Here is a 16,876-nt window from a genome sequence, read left to right on the forward strand (position 1 = left end):
TGCCTTTGAAGCGGTAGGAATTAATGAGCCTCATTCTTGAGGCTCATCTACTTTTACTCTAAGGTACCAATCACATTCAGCGCCATATCATCAGGCACTTCGTTATAAGACAACACATTCAACCCATTGCAGAATAGTCGTGCATAGCGTGCAATTAATGGCCGCAATTGCGGGGTTACCAATAAAATAGGTTGGTGATTCTCTGCTTTCATCTGCTCTTTAATGATCGGCATATTCTGCTGCAACTGGGTCAGGATATTTGGGTCGACTGGGAAGTTATCCAATACCACTTTCCCCGCTTGCTGCGCCTGATTCAACGAGCCAAGCAACATATTTTCTAATTCGTTATTAATGGTATAAACCGCCAGGTTTTTGTCATCGCCATTGATACCATTGACGATACCGGTACGTAATGCGTAACGCACATCTGAGGTGAGGAGCAGTGAATCTTTGGTGATAGTGGCACTTTCTACTAAGGTGGTGGCGATGGTGACAATATCTTTCAGCGACACATTTTCGGTTAATAGCTGACGATACACCTTCAGCAATTGGCTAAAATTCAATCCGCCAGCCAAATCTTCAGCCAAACGTGGCGACAGCGACTCAAGCCGTTGGTGTAATAGGGTTATATCATCATAATTAAACAGTTCAGATAAATGGTCACGTACCACTTTATTCACATGGGTCGCGACCACACTGGCACAATCCACCACCTGATAACCGAAGTTTAGTGCCGTGGGCTTATCTTCCGGTGCTACCCATACCACGGCCAGGCCGTAAGTCGGATCGATTGCCAGTACACCATCAACCTCGCCGTATTGTTCCGCTGTTGGAATCGCCATCAGTTTATCAATATAAACATCGCCACCGGCGACTTTGACACCATTAATATTGATGGTGTATTGGGACGGTTTTAAGCGGAAGTTTTCCCGTACTTTGACTTCCGGTAATAGAATTCCGCAGGTTTCGGAGATGATTTGCCGCACCCCTCGCAGCCGCTGAATCAGCGGTCGGCCTTTTGATTCATCGACCAGTGTGACCAGCTTATAGCCCAAATTCAGGCCGATAGGTTCAACTATCGGAATATTTTCCCAGTTGAGGTTCAGGGCATTATCTTCAGAAATGGCTTGGTCGAGGATTGTAAGATCGGGCTCAGCATCCGCTTGCTGAATTTTTTTACTTTGCTGCCAAGCGGCGAACAGGAGTAATCCGGTGAAGCTGAGAAAGGCAAGATGGGGCATCCCCGGCACAATGGCGAGTATGAACATCACGAATGCCGCAGCATACAAGATAGTCGGTTTTGCCAACAACTGATCTTTAATTTCATCAGTCATGTCACCGCCATCACTCACCCGAGTGACAATAATTGCCGCCGCGGTTGCTAATAACAGGGACGGAATTTGTGCCACCAGACCGTCACCAATGGTCAACAATACATATTGTTGAAACGACTGGCTGGCGCTGAGATCGTATTTAAAGATACCGATACAGATACCGCCGATCACGTTGATCACCAGAATCATAATACCGGCGATGGCGTCACCGCGAACAAACTTGGATGCTCCATCCATCGCACCGTAGAAGTCAGCTTCGCTGGCCACTTCTTTACGGCGCAAGCGCGCTTGCTCCTGATTGATTAACCCGGCATTAAGGTCGGCATCAATCGCCATCTGTTTACCCGGCAGTGCATCCAAGGTAAAGCGGGCCGACACTTCAGAAATTCGCTCAGCACCCTTGGTTACCACCACAAAGTTGATTGTCGGGGTGGTATCAGAAGAGGAGCGGCAAGAGATTGTGGCGCAACTGAATGGGCAAACCATCTTTTCGCAGCAATCCTTTATTTCAATTCCCTCTAAAAGCAAAAGTGGCGGCGGCAAGTTCTCTGACAGCATTGATGGTAAGGAGCAAGCGAAAGAGACCAAAAGTAATCTGGCAGTTGAGGTGCCGGAACCGGAGCAATCTCTGGAAGAGGTGGTGGATAAATCACGTAAAGAAATGGAAGAGTTATCACGCATCATTATGCAAATTACTTCTGCCTACGATGCGCAATCCAACCTGCAAATGGAAGTGGTGCCACAAGGGCTACGTATTTTGATTCAGGATGATAAGCAGCGCGATATGTTCCAGCGCAGTAGCGCTGTACTGACGCCGTTCTTCAGCCGTCTACTGGCTGAGTTGGCTCCGGCATTTAATGAGATGGACAATAAAATCATTATTACCGGCCATACCGATGCTTCCCGCTACCGTGATCAGGTGTTGTACAACAACTGGAACTTGTCTGGCGAGCGGGCCTTGATGGCGCATAAAGCGCTAGTAAAAGGCGGGCTGGATGACGGTCGGGTATTACAAATCAATGCGATGGCTGATCAGATGCTATTGGACTCAGTCGAACCTCTTGCGGCTAAAAAACGCCGTATTGAAATTATGGTCTTAACCAAAACGGCTTCAGACACCTTATATCAGTTCTTTGGCAACCACGGAGAGAATGTAGTGAAACCGGCAGCGAAAAAAGCCGGATAGTTATGTTCATCTTTTCACCGCCCAGTCTACCCTCGAACCTTCAGGACTGGGCGGTGCTTTTTAATACAATGACTTAACTTAAGTTGCCATACCTACACGCTGAGTTCAGGCGGCAAAACCTAACGTGGTGTGATAGTGACGGTATTCCCATGGGTAGCAATGGTGACACGTTGCCCCGGTTGGAATTGGGTAACGCCCTGAGCTTGAACCACTAGGAAGGTGGTACCGTTATCGCGGCGCACTTCCAGTTCAACACCACTACTGCGATTCATCATACTCTGGACTTGTTGGCCGACTACGCCACCGGCAACGGCACCTGCTGCGGTTCCGAGACGGCGACCAGTACCGCCGCCAATGGTGTTACCCAGAAAACCACCCACCACAGCCCCACCGACCGCACCCGCAACATTATTCCCATCTCCGCCCTGAATAGTGACTGGACGGACAGAAACCAAGGTTCCGTAAGTTACAGCTTGAGCCTGGCCGGCCTGAGAACTGCTAAAAGTATCGCCCGAAAGGGTATTATTATTGGCGCAACCACTGAGAGTGGCGATGGCGAGGGTTACAACAATGAATGGTTTTATCATAAAGACCCTTCCTACTTGAAGTTGCTAACTTATAACCGATTGAATATTGACCGGTAAAATAATCATAGCACGACTTATTTGCTTATTAATTGATAGATAGATAAAAAGTAGAGTTAACTCAAATTTTATAGGACGATTAGCCCCAATCAGAGGGCATGTTATCGTCTCTCTGGCCGACAATTTACCGGCGAAAGTAAAATCACGGCAGTGGAAACACATTTAACTCTGCGTTAAGTGAAATTTATAACCTAATACACCTATAACAGATTGTCCCTCTGGCAAGTATTCGCTATCACTGTCATCGCCATGATCCATTTTGTAACATTAAGATTTATCATTAAAAATGACAAAACAGTCTGTTAGAGTTCTCAAACTGAATGAAATTGATAAGAATCCGATTTTCTGGCTGATTTAACAATTCGCACTAGGAATAATGATTAAATTAATAACTAATCATCTTGTATGATTTATATCCGCAGGTCTGGTTGGTTTCATTTTTTATAAAATGTTCAGGGAAGGGCTAATGCTTAACACTTTTTAGGTAGAATAATGACCTAATGAAATGTTAAAAAAATCAGTTTTAGTTAATAATTGATACCAACATGGCGACCTAAAGATTGTTTTTCGTACAGATTTTTACCGCTGGTGGTGAGTATCGACAAGCGTCAGGCCCCGCAAGGGTTTGTCGCATTTTGACCGTATTTCAAAGTGTGTTAATTCAACGTTTTCAATGGCAAATTACATTCTGATGATCAATTAAATTCACTTAAAAAAGGTAAATGATGCATTTCATCTTTAAGTTGGATGGAATTTCCATTTCCAGTTAAATAACTAAAGTAAGTAATATATAATTAAAGTCATTACATTAATTTACTATTTTGGGTTAATGATATTGAATTCCATCTGCATCCTCCGCATTACCTCCTGACAGATTTTTTATTTTCTGGCAAATGAAATGTTTTGCTGAAACGGTTTTAGTTCACAGATATTTACCCCTTTCAGACTCAATCAATTATCCATTGATAAAGATCAACTTAATTATATTTGCAGAGTTACAAACTATTAACAGAATATCCTTCATCTTTTTTCAAAGTGCAGGTGTGTTGGCTGCTCTCACTTACTCTAATCACTTACTTATGTAAGTTCATCGGGGTTCTTTCGTTTGCGGCCGCCCAGCATTTCGAAATCTATTGGATATAAGACCATGCTTTTTATAGGGATATACCCATCATTAGTATCGGGTATGTGAACAATATAATAATAATGACAGGGGAAAAAACATGCTTTCCCAGCATGGCGTTAACCGTCGTGATTTTATGAAGCTTTGTGCAGCGCTGGCTGCCACCATGGGGCTCAGCAGTAAGGCTGCCGCAGAAATTGCCAATATGGTCGGTTCACCACAACGGCCGCCGGTCATCTGGATTGGTGCTCAGGAGTGCACCGGCTGTACCGAGTCACTGTTGCGCTCAACGCATCCCACCCTGGAGAATTTGCTGCTCAGTGTTATCTCAATGGAGTATCACGAAGTGCTGTCAGCAGCATTTGGTGAGCAGGCGGAAGAGAATAAGCACCGCGCTATTGAACAGCATAAAGGGAAGTACATACTGGTGGTGGATGGTTCTATCCCACTGAAAGATGGTGGGATTTACTGCATGGTGGCGGGCAAACCTATTGTCGAGCATATTCGCGAAGCGGCGGAACATGCGGCAGCTATTATTGCCATTGGCTCCTGTTCTGCCTGGGGGGGCGTGCCAGCCACTGGTGGCAACCCAACCGGCGCGGTCAGTTTGCAAGCGGCGCTACCGGGGAAAACCGTGATTAATATTCCCGGCTGCCCGCCGAATCCGCATAACTTCCTGGCAACCGTCGCTCATATCATTACCTTTGGGCGGCCGCCGGCGTTGGATGCCAAGAACCGTCCTACCTTTGCCTATGGCCGTCTGATCCATGAAAACTGCGAGCGTCGCCCGCACTTTGATGCCGGTCGTTTTGCCCGTCAGTTTGGTGATGAAGGGCATCGTCAGGGCTGGTGCCTCTATCACCTTGGTTGCAAGGGGCCGGAGACCTACGGTAACTGTCCAACCCTAGAGTTCTGCGATGTTGGTGGTGGCATCTGGCCGGTCGGCATCGGTCATCCGTGCTACGGCTGTAACGAAGAGGGGATTGGTTTTACCAAAAGCATTGCTCAATTAGCCAATGTCGAAAACCCAACACCACGCGCTGAAAAACCACAGATCCATAATGTGGAAGGTGGCAAGGTTTCTACCACCGCCACCGCGTTGCTGGGTGGGGTGGTGGGATTGGTTGCCGGTGTCAGCCTGATGACGGTGCGTGAGCTGGGGCGGCAACAGAAGCAGCGCCGTAAAGATGACGATCACTCATCGCGGGAGGAATAGCCGTGAACCGACGTCACTTTTTCAAATTAGCCTCGGGCGGTGTCTTGCTGGCGGGACTTTCCCCCAGCAGTAAAGCTGAGGTCCAAAACCGACCACCGATCCCCGGTGCGCTTGGCATGTTGTATGACTCGACGTTATGCGTCGGTTGTCAGGCGTGTGTCAGTAAATGCCAACAGATTAATCACAGCGAGTTTGCCGCGCACGGTGAAACCTACGCCGGTGGTGATGCTATCTGGTCAAATAACGACAAACTTAGCCCCTATACCAACAACATTATTCAGGTGTGGACCAGTGGTGCAGGTATCCATAAAGATCAGTTGGAAGATGGTTACGCCTATATCAAAAAGCAGTGTATGCATTGCGTTGATCCCAACTGTGTTTCCGTCTGCCCGGTCAGCGCACTGCGCAAAGATGCCAAAACCGGCATCGTTCACTATGACCCGGATATCTGTACCGGCTGTCGCTACTGCATGGTTGGCTGCCCGTTCAATGTGCCGAAATACGATTACGATAATCCCTTTGGCAAGATCCATAAATGTGAGTTGTGTAATCAGAAAGGGGTGGAGCGGCTCGACAAAGGCGGTTTGCCTGGTTGTGTTGAGGTGTGTCCGACCGGGGCGGTGATATTTGGTACCCGAGAAGCGTTGCTGTCAGAAGCCAAACGGCGGCTGACGTTAACACCGGGTGAGAACTATCGTTTCCCACGTCAGACACTCAGTGCCAACGACACATACGAGCATCCGGTTGCCCATTATGATCCGCACGTATACGGCGAAAAAGAGGGCGGTGGTACGCAGGTGTTGGTACTGGCGGGTATTCCGACCGAGAAACTTGATTTGCCACCGTTGGCAGAACTGGCAACCGGTGCGCGTTCGGAGCATGTTCAGCACACCCTGTACAAAGGCATGATCCTGCCGCTGGCGGTACTGGCCGGTGTGACGGCGCTGGTGCATCGCAATACCCGCGATGAGCGCAAAGACAGTGATGCCGACACGCACGATAAAAAGGACGGTCCAGATGACGATGCATAAATCCAGTCCATTGGGTGGGCGGCTGGTCAGTTGGCCGGTGATGCTGCTAGCGCCTTTTGTGGTGTTATGCGCGCTGCTGATAGTTAAACGTTTGGTGCTCGGGCTGGGTTCAGTCAGTGATTTGAACGGCGGCTTCCCGTGGGGGATCTGGATCGCTTTCGACTTATTGGTGGGAACCGGTTTGGCCTGTGGCGGCTGGGCGTTGGCCTGGGCGGTTTATGTCTTTAACCGGGGCGAATATCACCCGCTGGTACGCCCGGCGCTGTTAGCCAGTTTATTTGGCTATGCGCTGGGGGGATTGTCGATCACCATTGATGTTGGCCGCTATTGGAACCTGCCTTACTTCTTTATCCCCGGTTACTTTAACGTCAATTCGGTATTATTCGAAACCGCCGTCTGTATGACCATTTATATCGGTGTAATGGCGCTGGAGTTTGCCCCCGCACTGTTTGAACGCCTCGGTTGGAAGGTTTCGCTCAAGCGGCTGAACAAAGTGATGTTTTTCGTCATTGCATTGGGTGCGCTGCTGCCGACTATGCATCAGTCCTCAATGGGTTCATTGATGATTGCCGCAGGTGCGAAGATTCATCCGCTGTGGCAAAGCTATGAAATGTTACCGCTATTTTCATTGCTCACCGCCGCCATTCTGGGCTTCTCTATTGTCATCTTTGAAGGCTCTTTGGTGCAGGCCGGACTGCGTGGGCGAGGTGCCAATGAAGCACCGCTGTTTACCCGGCTGACCACCATTATCGACCTATTCCTGCTGCTATTTGTCTTGCTGCGCTTGGGTGAAGTGGTAGTGCGGCACAAAATAGATTATCTGCTGCATTTCGACCGCTACGCTATCGCCTTTTGGGCTGAAATCGGACTGATGACTTTGCCGCTCATCATCTTCCGTATCCGGCGGGCCAGAGAAGATAGCCGCTTACTGTTTATCGGTGCGCTGTGCATGATTGCGGGCGCGGCGCTATGGCGGCTCAACTACTCGCTACTGGCCTTTAACCCCGGAGGTGGCTACAACTACTTCCCAACCACCAGTGAAATCCTGATCTCAATTGGCTTTGTCGCCATTGAGGTCTGCGCCTACATTTTATTGATTCGGCTATTGCCGGTGCTGCCTGCTCACGGGCAATTACATAAGAATAATCAGACAGAGGTAAAGCATGAGCCAACGCATCACCATTGATCCCGTCACCCGCATTGAGGGACACCTGCGGATCGACTGCGAAATTGAGGACGGCAAGGTCATTAAAGCCTGGTCCTCCGGCACCATGTGGCGTGGCATGGAAGAAATTTTACAAGGCAATGATCCCCGCGATGCCTGGATGATTGTGCAGCGTATTTGTGGCGTATGTACCACCATCCACGCTATCGCCTCGGTGCGCGCCGTGGAAAATGCGCTGGGGATGGAAGTCCCAGTCAATGCGCAACATATCCGCAATTTGATTCTGGCCGCGCACAGCATCCATGACCATATCGTGCACTTCTACCAACTGTCAGCACTGGATTGGGTGGATGTCACCTCCGCGCTGCAAGCTTCGCCACAGAAGGCGGCCGCCATGTTGAGTGGCTTATCGAGTTGGCCACTGAACAGCGCGGAAGAGTTCAGCCGTGTACAGCAGAAAATCAAAGACCTGGTGGCCAGTGGGCAGTTAGGCATTTTTGCCAACGGCTACTGGGGCCATCCGGCAATGGCGTTGCCACCAGAAGTGAACCTGATTGCGGTAGCGCACTATTTGCAAGCACTGGAGTGCCAGCGCGATGCCAACCGCATTGTGGCGGTATTGGGGGGCAAAACACCGCACATTCAGAATCTGGCTGTAGGGGGCGTTGCCAATCCAATCAATCTAGATATGCCAAGTGTGCTTAATCTGGAGCGCTTGATGTTGGTGAAATCCTTCATCGACCGACTGGGCAGTTTTATCGAGCAAGTTTATAAAGTGGACACGGCGGTGATCGCTGCCCACTATCCAGGTTGGCTCAATCTGGGTAAAGGGGCGGATTACTATCTCAGCGTGCCGGAGCTACCGACCGATCGCAAAGGGGAGACTTTCCTGCTGCCGGGCGGCTATCTGGATAAGGGTACTTTCCGGCCGATTGCCAACCATAACGATCCTTATCTGATCAAAGGGATTGCCGAGAGCGGCAAACATGCCTGGTATCAAGATGACGAGCCGCTGGCACCGTGGGAGGGCAAAACCAACCCGAACTACACCGGCTGGCAGGAAGAGGGCAAATACTCGTGGGTAAAAGCGCCAACTTTCTACGGCAAAACGGTAGAAGTTGGGCCGCTGGCATGGTTGATGTGCGGTCTGGCGGCTGACCACGCGCCGACTAAACAGCATTTCAGCGATATTGGCGCGGCCTATCAGAAATTGAGCGGGCAGGCTATCACTCAAGATCAACTGCCATCGACGCTGGGTCGCATCATTGGCCGCGCAGTGCATTGTTGCGTGCTGCATGAAACGCTGGCTCAGCAATGGACGGCGCTGGTGGCCAATATCGGTACCGGCGACGTAGAAACCTTTATCAAACCGAATATTCCGTTAACTGGCGAAATCCGCGGTGTTGGCTTTGAAGAAGCGCCACGCGGCATGTTGTCGCACTGGGTGGTCATCAAAGACGGCAAAATCGCCAACTATCAGGCGGTGGTGCCCTCCACCTGGAACGCCGGCCCGCGTAACTACAATGACGAACCCGGGCCATACGAACAAGCGCTGGTGGGTACACCGGTTGCTGATCCGGCCAAACCGCTCGAAGTGGTGCGGACCATTCACTCATTCGACCCGTGTATGTCTTGTGCCGTACATATTGTTGATACAACGGGCAACGAAGTGACCAAAGTCAAGGTGCTGTGATGGGGATTTTGGTATTAGGTATAGGTAACTTATTACTCAGCGATGAAGCGGTGGGGGTACGTCTGGTTGAAGCATTGGAACAACGCTTTGAGATACCCCCAGGTGTTGAGGTGTTGGACGGCGGTACCGCCGGTTTAGAGCTGATGGAAGCGATGGCAAACCGCGAACATTTGATTGTTGCTGATGCGGTATTCACCGGCCAGCCTCCGGGCAGTGTCGCGGTGCTGCATGATAAAGAGATACCGGCTATGTTCAGCCGCAAAGTCTCGCCCCATCAGTTAGGATTATGCGATGTGCTGATGGCACTGCAACTGACCGGTGAATCCCCGCGCCAACTGACATTGGTGGGTGTGGTGCCAGAATCTCTGGCGCCAAGAATTGGCCTGACACCGACGGTGATACAGGCGATGGAACCCGCGCTGGAACAGATTCTGGTCGCATTGCGCTTAAGCGGAATTACGCTCAACGCGCGGGAGCAAGACCATGTCTGATTTCCTTGATGACGCTGGCATTATCGGGCTGACGCAAAACCCGGCACCTTTGCTGGAGCAGGTTTTTAGCCAGATTGCCGCGGATGAGATGCGCGGCTTGCCATTCTACCGTGACCACATACCGCTACGCGCCTGTGGCTTTCAGTTATTTGAGCAGCAATGGGTGGGGGCGTTATTAACCCCGTGGATGCTGAGTTTAGTGGTATTACCGGGGCCGCAGCAAAGCTGGCCGCGTCGGGTGGTGGGTGAGCGCCTGATGCTGGCACTGCCATGTGGCACCATCAGTTTTACGCTCGGCGAAATAGCCGGCTGCGGCCAGTACCTGAGCCGCTCGTTGATGTCGCCATTGGACACCACGCTGCAAGCGGAACAGGCGCTGCTTCTGGCAGAACAGAGCGCTCGCATGGTGCTTTCACTGCCCATTAGCGATGCTGATGCACCGGTTAATCCACGGCGGCGGGCGTTGTTTAGTCAAATGACGAATCAGCATGCATGAAATCAGTTTATGCCTCAGTACGCTGGAGCTGATTGAAACACAGGCCAGGCTTAACAGGGCCAAACGAATAACGGCGGTATGGCTGGAGATTGGTGCGCTCTCTTGTATTGAGGAGAGCGCATTGCGTTTTAGTTTTGACGCGGCCAGCCGTGAGACATTGGCAGCTAATTGCCAATTGCATATCAATTATTTACCCGCACAAGCCTGGTGTTGGGAGTGTAGCGCCAGTGTTCAGATTGAACGGCACGATGCCGGGTGCCCGCATTGTGGCAGCCATGCTCTGCAAGTGGAGAGTGGTGACAGTTTGCAGGTAAAACAGATAGAAGTGGAATAATCCTGAAGGAGTGAATTCCTATGTGCACGACTTGTGGTTGCGCCAGCGGCGAAACAAAGATCGAAGGCGACGACAGTCACCATCATGACCACGACCATCATGATGATGGTCACGGCCACCATCATCACGATGGCCACCACCATGATGATCACCATCATGACCACCCCAACGATGCCCAGCCGCAAAAAACTCAGCATAAACATAAATATGTTGCCAAAGGCACGCAGCCGGTCATTGTCCATCATCACTATTATTACCATCAGGGCGATGTTCATCATCACTACCACGGTAAAACGCCTGAACCGGTAGCGATACCGGAATCAGCTCAGCCGGAAGCTGAAACCTTTGCGCCACAAGTGCATGCCGATCAACAAGGGCTGCATTACGGACAGGGCGAGGCTGGCAGCCATGCACCGGGCATGGGTCAGCGCCGCTTGCTGCAAATCGAGCAAGACGTGCTGAGCAAAAATAACCAGTTAGCTCACCATAATCGTGAGCATTTTGTCGAACAACATATTCTGGCGCTGAATTTGGTTTCCAGCCCCGGTTCTGGCAAAACCACGCTACTGACCTCGACCTTGCAACTGCTGGCCGGGCAAGTGCCTTGCGCGGTAATTGAAGGTGATCAGCAAACCACCCATGATGCCGAACGTATTCGCGCCACAGGCGTACCCGCGATTCAGGTCAATACCGGTAAAGGCTGCCATCTGGATGCGCAGATGGTGCACGATGCGGCACACCGTTTAGCTCTGGCTGATGATAGCCTGCTGTTTATTGAAAACGTCGGCAACTTGGTGTGTCCGGCTAGCTTTGATCTGGGCGAACGCCATAAAGTGGCGGTATTGTCAGTTACTGAAGGCGAAGATAAGCCGCTGAAATACCCCCATATGTTTGCAGCTTCCACCCTGATGATTATCAATAAAATCGATCTGCTGCCCTATCTGGATTTTGATATTGAACAGTGCATTGCCTATGCCCGTCAGGTGAATCCTGATATTCAGGTGATTGCGCTGTCTGCCAGTAGCGGAGAGGGGATGGATTTGTGGCTGGAATGGCTGGAGACACAGCGATGTGCATAGGCGTTCCCGGCAAAATTGTGGCGGTGGGTGAAGACATTCACCAACTGGCATGGGTGGAAGTGAGCGGAGTGAAGCGTGAAATCAATATCGCACTGGTATGCGACGATACCCCGGCGGCATTGCTAGGTCAGTGGGTGTTGGTGCATGTTGGGTTTGCCATGAGCCTGCTTGACGAAGAAGAGGCACAACAGACACTGGCCGCGCTGGAACATATGCAGGCAGTTGGGCTGGATTGGGATGCCAGCGCTGCAAGCGAGGCACGCGATGCGTTACGTTGATGAGTTTCGTGATCCCGCATTAGTGAGCGCATTATTGCAACGGATCGAACAGTTATTGCCGCAGATCGCGGATCAACAGCGCTTGCCACTACAAATTATGGAAGTCTGCGGTGGGCACACTCATGCGATCTTCAAATTCGGCCTTGATCAACTGCTGCCTGAGGGGTTGGAGTTTGTCCATGGACCGGGCTGCCCGGTATGTGTGTTGCCGATGGGCCGCATTGATAGCTGTTTGGAAATCGCCACGCATCCTGAGGTGATTTTTTGCACTTACGGTGATGCGATGCGTGTGCCAGGGCGCAATGGTTCGATGCTGGATGCCAAACGGCGCGGCGCGGATATTCGCGTGGTCTATTCGCCGTTGGATGCACTGACGCTGGCACAGCATAATCCTGATCGCCAAGTGGTGTTTTTTGGCCTCGGCTTTGAAACCACCATGCCTGCCAGTGCCTTAACCCTGCAACAAGCCAAACGGCTCGGGTTGACCAATTTCACTGTGTTCTGCCAGCACATCACCATCATTCCTACCTTGCGTAGCTTGCTGCAACAACCGGATGTGCGTATCGACGCTTTTCTGGCTCCCGGTCATGTCAGTATGGTGATTGGCACCACGCCCTATGGCTTTATTTGCGACCAATTCCACAAGCCATTGGTGGTTACCGGTTTTGAGCCGCTGGATATCTTGCAGGGGCTAGTAATGCTGCTTGAACAGATGGTCAGCGGGCGTTGTGTGGTAGAGAACCAGTATCGGCGTATCGTGCCGGACAGCGGCAACTTACTGGCACAACAGGCAATGACAGAGGTTTTTGTTGCTAAAGCCAGCAGCGAATGGCGTGGTTTGGGGGAAATCGCGGATTCCGGCGTACAACTCAGCCCTGACTATACCGAATTTGATGCCGAATTACGTTTCAAACCACAGCAGCAGCAGGTGGCAGACTCTCCACGATCTCGCTGTGGTGATGTGCTGACTGGGCGTTGCAAGCCTGATCAATGCTCACTGTTCGGCGGTGAGTGTACGCCAGACAATGCCTTTGGCGCGCTGATGGTGTCATCCGAAGGGGCCTGCGCCGCTTATTATCAGTATCGATAACCCTTGGTACTTGAAGCTGCTGAGGGGAGCTGCGTTCGCTTGCAGCGCCTACCTGCAACTCCAATGACTTTGGGTTATTAATAAGGTCACAACTAAATGAATAAGAAAGAGATTACTCTGGCCCACGGCAGCGGTGGCCGGGCAATGCAGAGCTTGATCGAATCACTGTTTCTGGCGGAGTTTTCCAATCCGGCGCTGAATGAACGGGAAGATCAGGCGCGTATCGCGCTGACGGATCTAACCGTACAGGGCGATCGGCTGGCGGTATCCACCGACAGCTATGTCATTGATCCGATCTTTTTCCCCGGCGGCGATATCGGCAAGTTGGCCGTGTGCGGCACAGCAAATGATGTGGCGGTCAGTGGCGCAACGCCACGCTATCTCTCCTGCGGTTTTATTCTGGAAGAAGGTTTGCCGATGGATGTTCTCACGCGCATTGTGCAATCAATGGCGGCTACCGCGCGGCAGGCGGGGATTCAGATAGTTACAGGTGATACCAAAGTCGTGCAGCGTGGCGCGGCGGATAAGATCTTTATCAATACCACCGGCATAGGAGTGATCCCCGCAGATATTCACTGGGGAACCGCGATGATCCGTGCTGGTGATCGGATCGTTGTCAGTGGCACTTTAGGTGATCATGGTGCGACCATTCTGAACCTGCGTGAAGGGCTGGGGCTGGAAGCAGAGCTGGTGAGCGATTGTGCACTATTGGCACCGTTGATCGCTCCGCTGCGATCTATTCCCGGAGTGCGGGCGTTACGTGATGCTACCCGTGGCGGCGTGACGGCGATCCTACATGAATTTGCGGCCGCCAGCGGTTGCGGCATGGAGATCAACGAATCAGATCTCCCCCTGAAACCGGCGGTGCGGGGTATTTGCGAATTGCTGGGGCTGGATGCACTCAACTTTGCCAACGAAGGTAAGCTGGTGCTGGTGGTGTCACCAGAGACACAAGAAGTGGTATTAACAGCGCTCCATAACCATCCACTCGGCCAGGATGCCGCCGTTATCGGGCAGGTGACTGAGAATAAACAAGTGCGCTTATGCGGTGCGTATGGTGTTTCGCGTAGATTGGATTTGCCTCTGGATGAGCCATTGCCCCGTATTTGCTGATCCCATTCGTCCTTGAAGCCGCAGGGGTGTTAGCTGCGTTCGCTCACCCGAATCACTGACTGATGTCAGCTCATCGGGATTTGCTTACTTGCTGCCTACCTGTAACTCCAATGACTTTTGGGAACCCATTCGCACTTGAAGTGACAGGCGATTAACTATTTGATAAGTGGGGAAATGTGCCGAATGGGTCGTAACGGCGTGAGCCGTCGAAGCGCCCATCGGTGCAGTCGCCCCGCAATCTCCGAGCTATAAAACAGGTTGCTGGCAGCCTTGTGAAGGAGTTTCTGTGGATAAAAATGGCCTCTGCCTGCGGGTAAAAGGTAAGGTGCAAGGCGTGGGGTTCCGCCCTTATATCTGGCAGCTTGCCCACCGCTTTGCGCTAAGGGGCGATGTCAGTAACGACAGTGCGGGCGTGACGATTCACTTGTGGCAATCACCGGCGCTGGCGGATTTCTTACAGGCACTGCCGCGTCATTGCCCGCCATTGGCACAAATTGATAGTGTCACCACCTCGCCCTACCATTGGGCGCAGCCGCCACTGGATTTTGTGATTCATCACAGCGGTGCCGGGCAGATGGATACGCAAATTGTACCGGATGCTGCAACCTGCGACGCCTGTTTGGCTGAAATGAACCATCCTGCCAATCGCCGCTACCGCTACCCGTTTATCAACTGCACCCATTGTGGCCCGCGTTTTACTATTATCCACCGCATGCCCTATGACCGGCCTTATACCGCCATGCGCGAATTCCCACTATGTGCCGCCTGTCAGGCAGAATATGACCATCCGGCCGATCGCCGTTTTCACGCCCAACCCAATGCCTGTGCCGATTGTGGCCCGCAATTGTGGCTAACGGGGCGAGAGGGACAATCGATTGCGCACAACTTTGCGGCGCTAGAGCAAGCCGCAGCCGCCCTGTTGGCAGGAGATATTGTTGCCGTCAAAGGGCTGGGAGGATTCCATCTGGCGGTAGATGCCACCAATGCTGCTGCGGTGGCCCGTTTACGGCAGCGCAAGCAACGGCCTTCCAAGCCGCTGGCGGTGATGTTACCGCACGCCGACTGGTTATCACGCTGCGTGCAAAGTAACGATAGCGCCGCGTTATTACGCGTGTTACGTAGCCCTGCGGCTCCGATTGTGTTGGTTTCGTCGCGGGCTGATAGCCCGCTGTGTACGGCGCTGGCACCGGGCTTACCTGAAATTGGCGTGATGCTACCCGCCAATCCGTTACAACATTTGCTGCTGCAACAGGTCGGACGGCCTCTGGTGATGACCTCCGGTAATGGCCGTGGTAAACCCCCGGCATTGAGTAATGAGCAGGCGCTAGGTGCCCTGAGAGATATTGCTGACCACTGGTTATTGCACGATAGGCAAATTGTGCAGCGGGCCGATGACTCATTAGTGCGACTCACCGGCAGCAGTGCTGAAATGCTACGCCGAGCCAGAGGGTATGTGCCAGATGCTTTCGAGTTACCTCCGGGATTTAGCCAGCAGCCAGCAGTTCTGGCGCTGGGTGCGGATATGAAAAACACGTTTTGCCTGCTGCGTGATGGTAATGCAGTGTTGAGTCAACATCTGGGGGATCTGGAAGACCGCGATATCGCACAGCAACAGCAGCAGTTAGTGGCGCTGTTTTGTGATATTTACCATTTCACACCACAGGTGATAGCGGTGGATGCTCACCCCGGATACGTCAGCCACCAATTAGGGAAAACCCTGGCAGCACAGTGGAATATCCCTTGTGTTGACGTGCTACATCATCATGCCCATCTGGTGGCTTGTCTGGCAGAGCATGGCTGGCCTCGCGAGGGTGGGGCGGTGATTGGTGTGGCATTGGATGGGCTGGGTTATGGCGCTGATGGTCAATTGTGGGGCGGTGAATGCCTACGAGTAGATTATACGAGCTGTGAATATATTGGTGGCTTGCCCGCAGTGGCACTACCCGGTGGCGATCTGGCCTCGCGTCAACCGTGGCGTAACCTGCTGGCCCAGTTACAGCGCTATGTCCCCAATTGGCAACATTTGCCTGAGAGTGCGGTGATTCCTCAGCCGGAGGGTAGGGTATTGGCGCGGGCGATTGAGCGGGGGATTAATGCGCCGTTGGCCTCTTCAACTGGGCGCTTATTTGATGCAGTAGCGGCTGCACTCAATCTTGCCCCGCTATCGATAAGTTGGGAGGGCGAAGCCGCCTGCCAGTTGGAAGCACTGGCGCGACAAAGTGCGGTTTCAGTGCCGCCAGTGACGATGCCGCTGTGCGATAACCAACTGGACTTAGCCACTTTCTGGCAGCAATGGTTGGCTTATAATGCCACTCCGGCGGAGCGGGCCTATGCGTTCCATTTTGCTCTGGCCCAGGGATTTGCTACTTTGGCGCGGCAGGCGGCCCAGTATTATCGTATTGATACTATTGTCTTTTCAGGTGGGGTGCTACATAACCGGTTACTGCGTGAGTTACTTAGCGCACAACTGCATGATTTCCAACTGTTGCTGCCCCAGCGTCTGCCTGCCGGTGATGGTGGGCTGGCTCTAGGGCAAGCACTGATTGCCGCTGCGTCAAAATGCCATAAGTGATGATTATGGCTAATGGTGTTTGATTACCGCT

General features: G+C 52.0%; 13 protein-coding genes and 2 pseudogenes. 13 read left to right on the top strand and 2 right to left on the bottom strand.

The window, feature by feature from the left end:
• Positions 1 to 53: 53 nt before the first annotated feature.
• Positions 54 to 1,757, bottom strand: a pseudogene (locus tag V1955_RS02780) (flagellar biosynthesis protein FlhA); the annotation flags it as partial.
• On the opposite strand from V1955_RS02780, the gene lafU reads away from it, so the two are divergent.
• A complete protein-coding gene (gene lafU / locus V1955_RS02785) occupies positions 1,720 to 2,520 on the top strand; it encodes a putative lateral flagellar export/assembly protein LafU (protein ID WP_442821413.1) in 801 nt (266 codons plus the stop codon). The pseudogene V1955_RS02780 and the gene lafU sit on opposite strands and share 38 nt — an antisense overlap.
• 119 nt (positions 2,521 to 2,639) lie before the next feature.
• Here lafU and V1955_RS02790 read toward each other — a convergent pair whose 3' ends face one another.
• Positions 2,640 to 3,107, bottom strand: a complete 468-nt coding sequence (locus tag V1955_RS02790; protein ID WP_083162455.1) for a glycine zipper 2TM domain-containing protein — start codon at positions 3,105 to 3,107, stop codon at positions 2,640 to 2,642.
• 1,263 nt (positions 3,108 to 4,370) lie between these two features.
• Here V1955_RS02790 and hybO point away from each other — a divergent pair.
• From hybO to hypF, 12 genes and pseudogenes are all read left to right on the top strand, one after another.
• Positions 4,371 to 5,503 (top strand): annotated as a pseudogene (hybO, locus tag V1955_RS02795) (hydrogenase 2 small subunit).
• 2 nt (positions 5,504 to 5,505) lie between these two features.
• Positions 5,506 to 6,534, top strand: coding sequence for a hydrogenase 2 operon protein HybA (gene hybA / locus V1955_RS02800; RefSeq protein ID WP_050086541.1), 1,029 nt, complete (start codon positions 5,506 to 5,508; stop codon positions 6,532 to 6,534).
• Positions 6,521 to 7,720, top strand: coding sequence for a Ni/Fe-hydrogenase cytochrome b subunit (hybB, locus tag V1955_RS02805; protein ID WP_372569651.1), 1,200 nt, complete (start codon positions 6,521 to 6,523; stop codon positions 7,718 to 7,720). The genes hybA and hybB overlap by 14 nt, the downstream gene beginning before the upstream one ends.
• Positions 7,698 to 9,392, top strand: a complete 1,695-nt coding sequence (gene hybC, locus V1955_RS02810; RefSeq protein WP_372569650.1) for a hydrogenase 2 large subunit — start codon at positions 7,698 to 7,700, stop codon at positions 9,390 to 9,392. Before hybB ends, hybC begins: the two co-directional genes overlap by 23 nt.
• A complete protein-coding gene (locus V1955_RS02815) occupies positions 9,392 to 9,883 on the top strand; it encodes a HyaD/HybD family hydrogenase maturation endopeptidase (protein ID WP_442820488.1) in 492 nt (163 codons plus the stop codon). The genes hybC and V1955_RS02815 overlap by 1 nt, the downstream gene beginning before the upstream one ends.
• Positions 9,876 to 10,379, top strand: a complete 504-nt coding sequence (gene hybE, locus V1955_RS02820) for a hydrogenase-2 assembly chaperone (protein ID WP_032906918.1) — start codon at positions 9,876 to 9,878, stop codon at positions 10,377 to 10,379. Before V1955_RS02815 ends, hybE begins: the two co-directional genes overlap by 8 nt.
• Positions 10,372 to 10,713 (top strand): hydrogenase maturation nickel metallochaperone HypA, encoded by a 342-nt coding sequence (hypA, locus tag V1955_RS02825; RefSeq protein ID WP_442820489.1) that lies wholly within the window; start codon positions 10,372 to 10,374, stop codon positions 10,711 to 10,713. The genes hybE and hypA overlap by 8 nt, the downstream gene beginning before the upstream one ends.
• A 20-nt stretch (positions 10,714 to 10,733) precedes the next feature.
• Positions 10,734 to 11,792, top strand: a complete 1,059-nt coding sequence (hypB, locus tag V1955_RS02830; protein WP_372569645.1) for a hydrogenase nickel incorporation protein HypB — start codon at positions 10,734 to 10,736, stop codon at positions 11,790 to 11,792.
• Positions 11,783 to 12,070 (top strand): hydrogenase maturation factor HybG, encoded by a 288-nt coding sequence (gene hybG / locus V1955_RS02835; protein ID WP_083162471.1) that lies wholly within the window; start codon positions 11,783 to 11,785, stop codon positions 12,068 to 12,070. Before hypB ends, hybG begins: the two co-directional genes overlap by 10 nt.
• Positions 12,057 to 13,160 carry a hydrogenase formation protein HypD gene (hypD, locus tag V1955_RS02840; protein WP_083162473.1) on the top strand — a complete coding sequence of 368 codons (1,104 nt, stop codon included), beginning with the start codon at positions 12,057 to 12,059 and terminating at the stop codon, positions 13,158 to 13,160. The genes hybG and hypD overlap by 14 nt, the downstream gene beginning before the upstream one ends.
• Before the next feature lie 96 nt (positions 13,161 to 13,256).
• Positions 13,257 to 14,273, top strand: coding sequence for a hydrogenase expression/formation protein HypE (hypE, locus tag V1955_RS02845; protein WP_442820490.1), 1,017 nt, complete (start codon positions 13,257 to 13,259; stop codon positions 14,271 to 14,273).
• Positions 14,274 to 14,559: 286 nt separating this feature from the next.
• Positions 14,560 to 16,845, top strand: a complete 2,286-nt coding sequence (gene hypF / locus V1955_RS02850) for a carbamoyltransferase HypF (protein ID WP_442820491.1) — start codon at positions 14,560 to 14,562, stop codon at positions 16,843 to 16,845.
• Positions 16,846 to 16,876: the final 31 nt, after the last annotated feature.

Origin of the sequence: Yersinia sp. 2545 StPb PI, from assembly GCF_052217125.1 — a bacterium.
In the GTDB taxonomy this organism is placed as follows: domain Bacteria; phylum Pseudomonadota; class Gammaproteobacteria; order Enterobacterales; family Enterobacteriaceae; genus Yersinia; species Yersinia enterocolitica_E.

Excerpts from the sequence above, each read along its gene's own strand:
- V1955_RS02790 (WP_083162455.1), bottom strand. The coding sequence starts at position 3,107 with ATGATAAAACCATTCATTGTTGTAACCCTCGCCATCGCCACTCTCAGT.
- hybC (WP_372569650.1), top strand. The coding sequence starts at position 7,698 with ATGAGCCAACGCATCACCATTGATCCCGTCACCCGCATTGAGGGACAC.
- hypD (WP_083162473.1), top strand. The coding sequence starts at position 12,057 with ATGCGTTACGTTGATGAGTTTCGTGATCCCGCATTAGTGAGCGCATTA.
- hybE (WP_032906918.1), top strand. The coding sequence starts at position 9,876 with ATGTCTGATTTCCTTGATGACGCTGGCATTATCGGGCTGACGCAAAAC.
- hypA (WP_442820489.1), top strand. The coding sequence starts at position 10,372 with ATGCATGAAATCAGTTTATGCCTCAGTACGCTGGAGCTGATTGAAACA.
- hypB (WP_372569645.1), top strand. The coding sequence starts at position 10,734 with ATGTGCACGACTTGTGGTTGCGCCAGCGGCGAAACAAAGATCGAAGGC.
- hypE (WP_442820490.1), top strand. The coding sequence starts at position 13,257 with ATGAATAAGAAAGAGATTACTCTGGCCCACGGCAGCGGTGGCCGGGCA.
- hybG (WP_083162471.1), top strand. The coding sequence starts at position 11,783 with ATGTGCATAGGCGTTCCCGGCAAAATTGTGGCGGTGGGTGAAGACATT.
- hybB (WP_372569651.1), top strand. The coding sequence starts at position 6,521 with ATGACGATGCATAAATCCAGTCCATTGGGTGGGCGGCTGGTCAGTTGG.
- V1955_RS02815 (WP_442820488.1), top strand. The coding sequence starts at position 9,392 with ATGGGGATTTTGGTATTAGGTATAGGTAACTTATTACTCAGCGATGAA.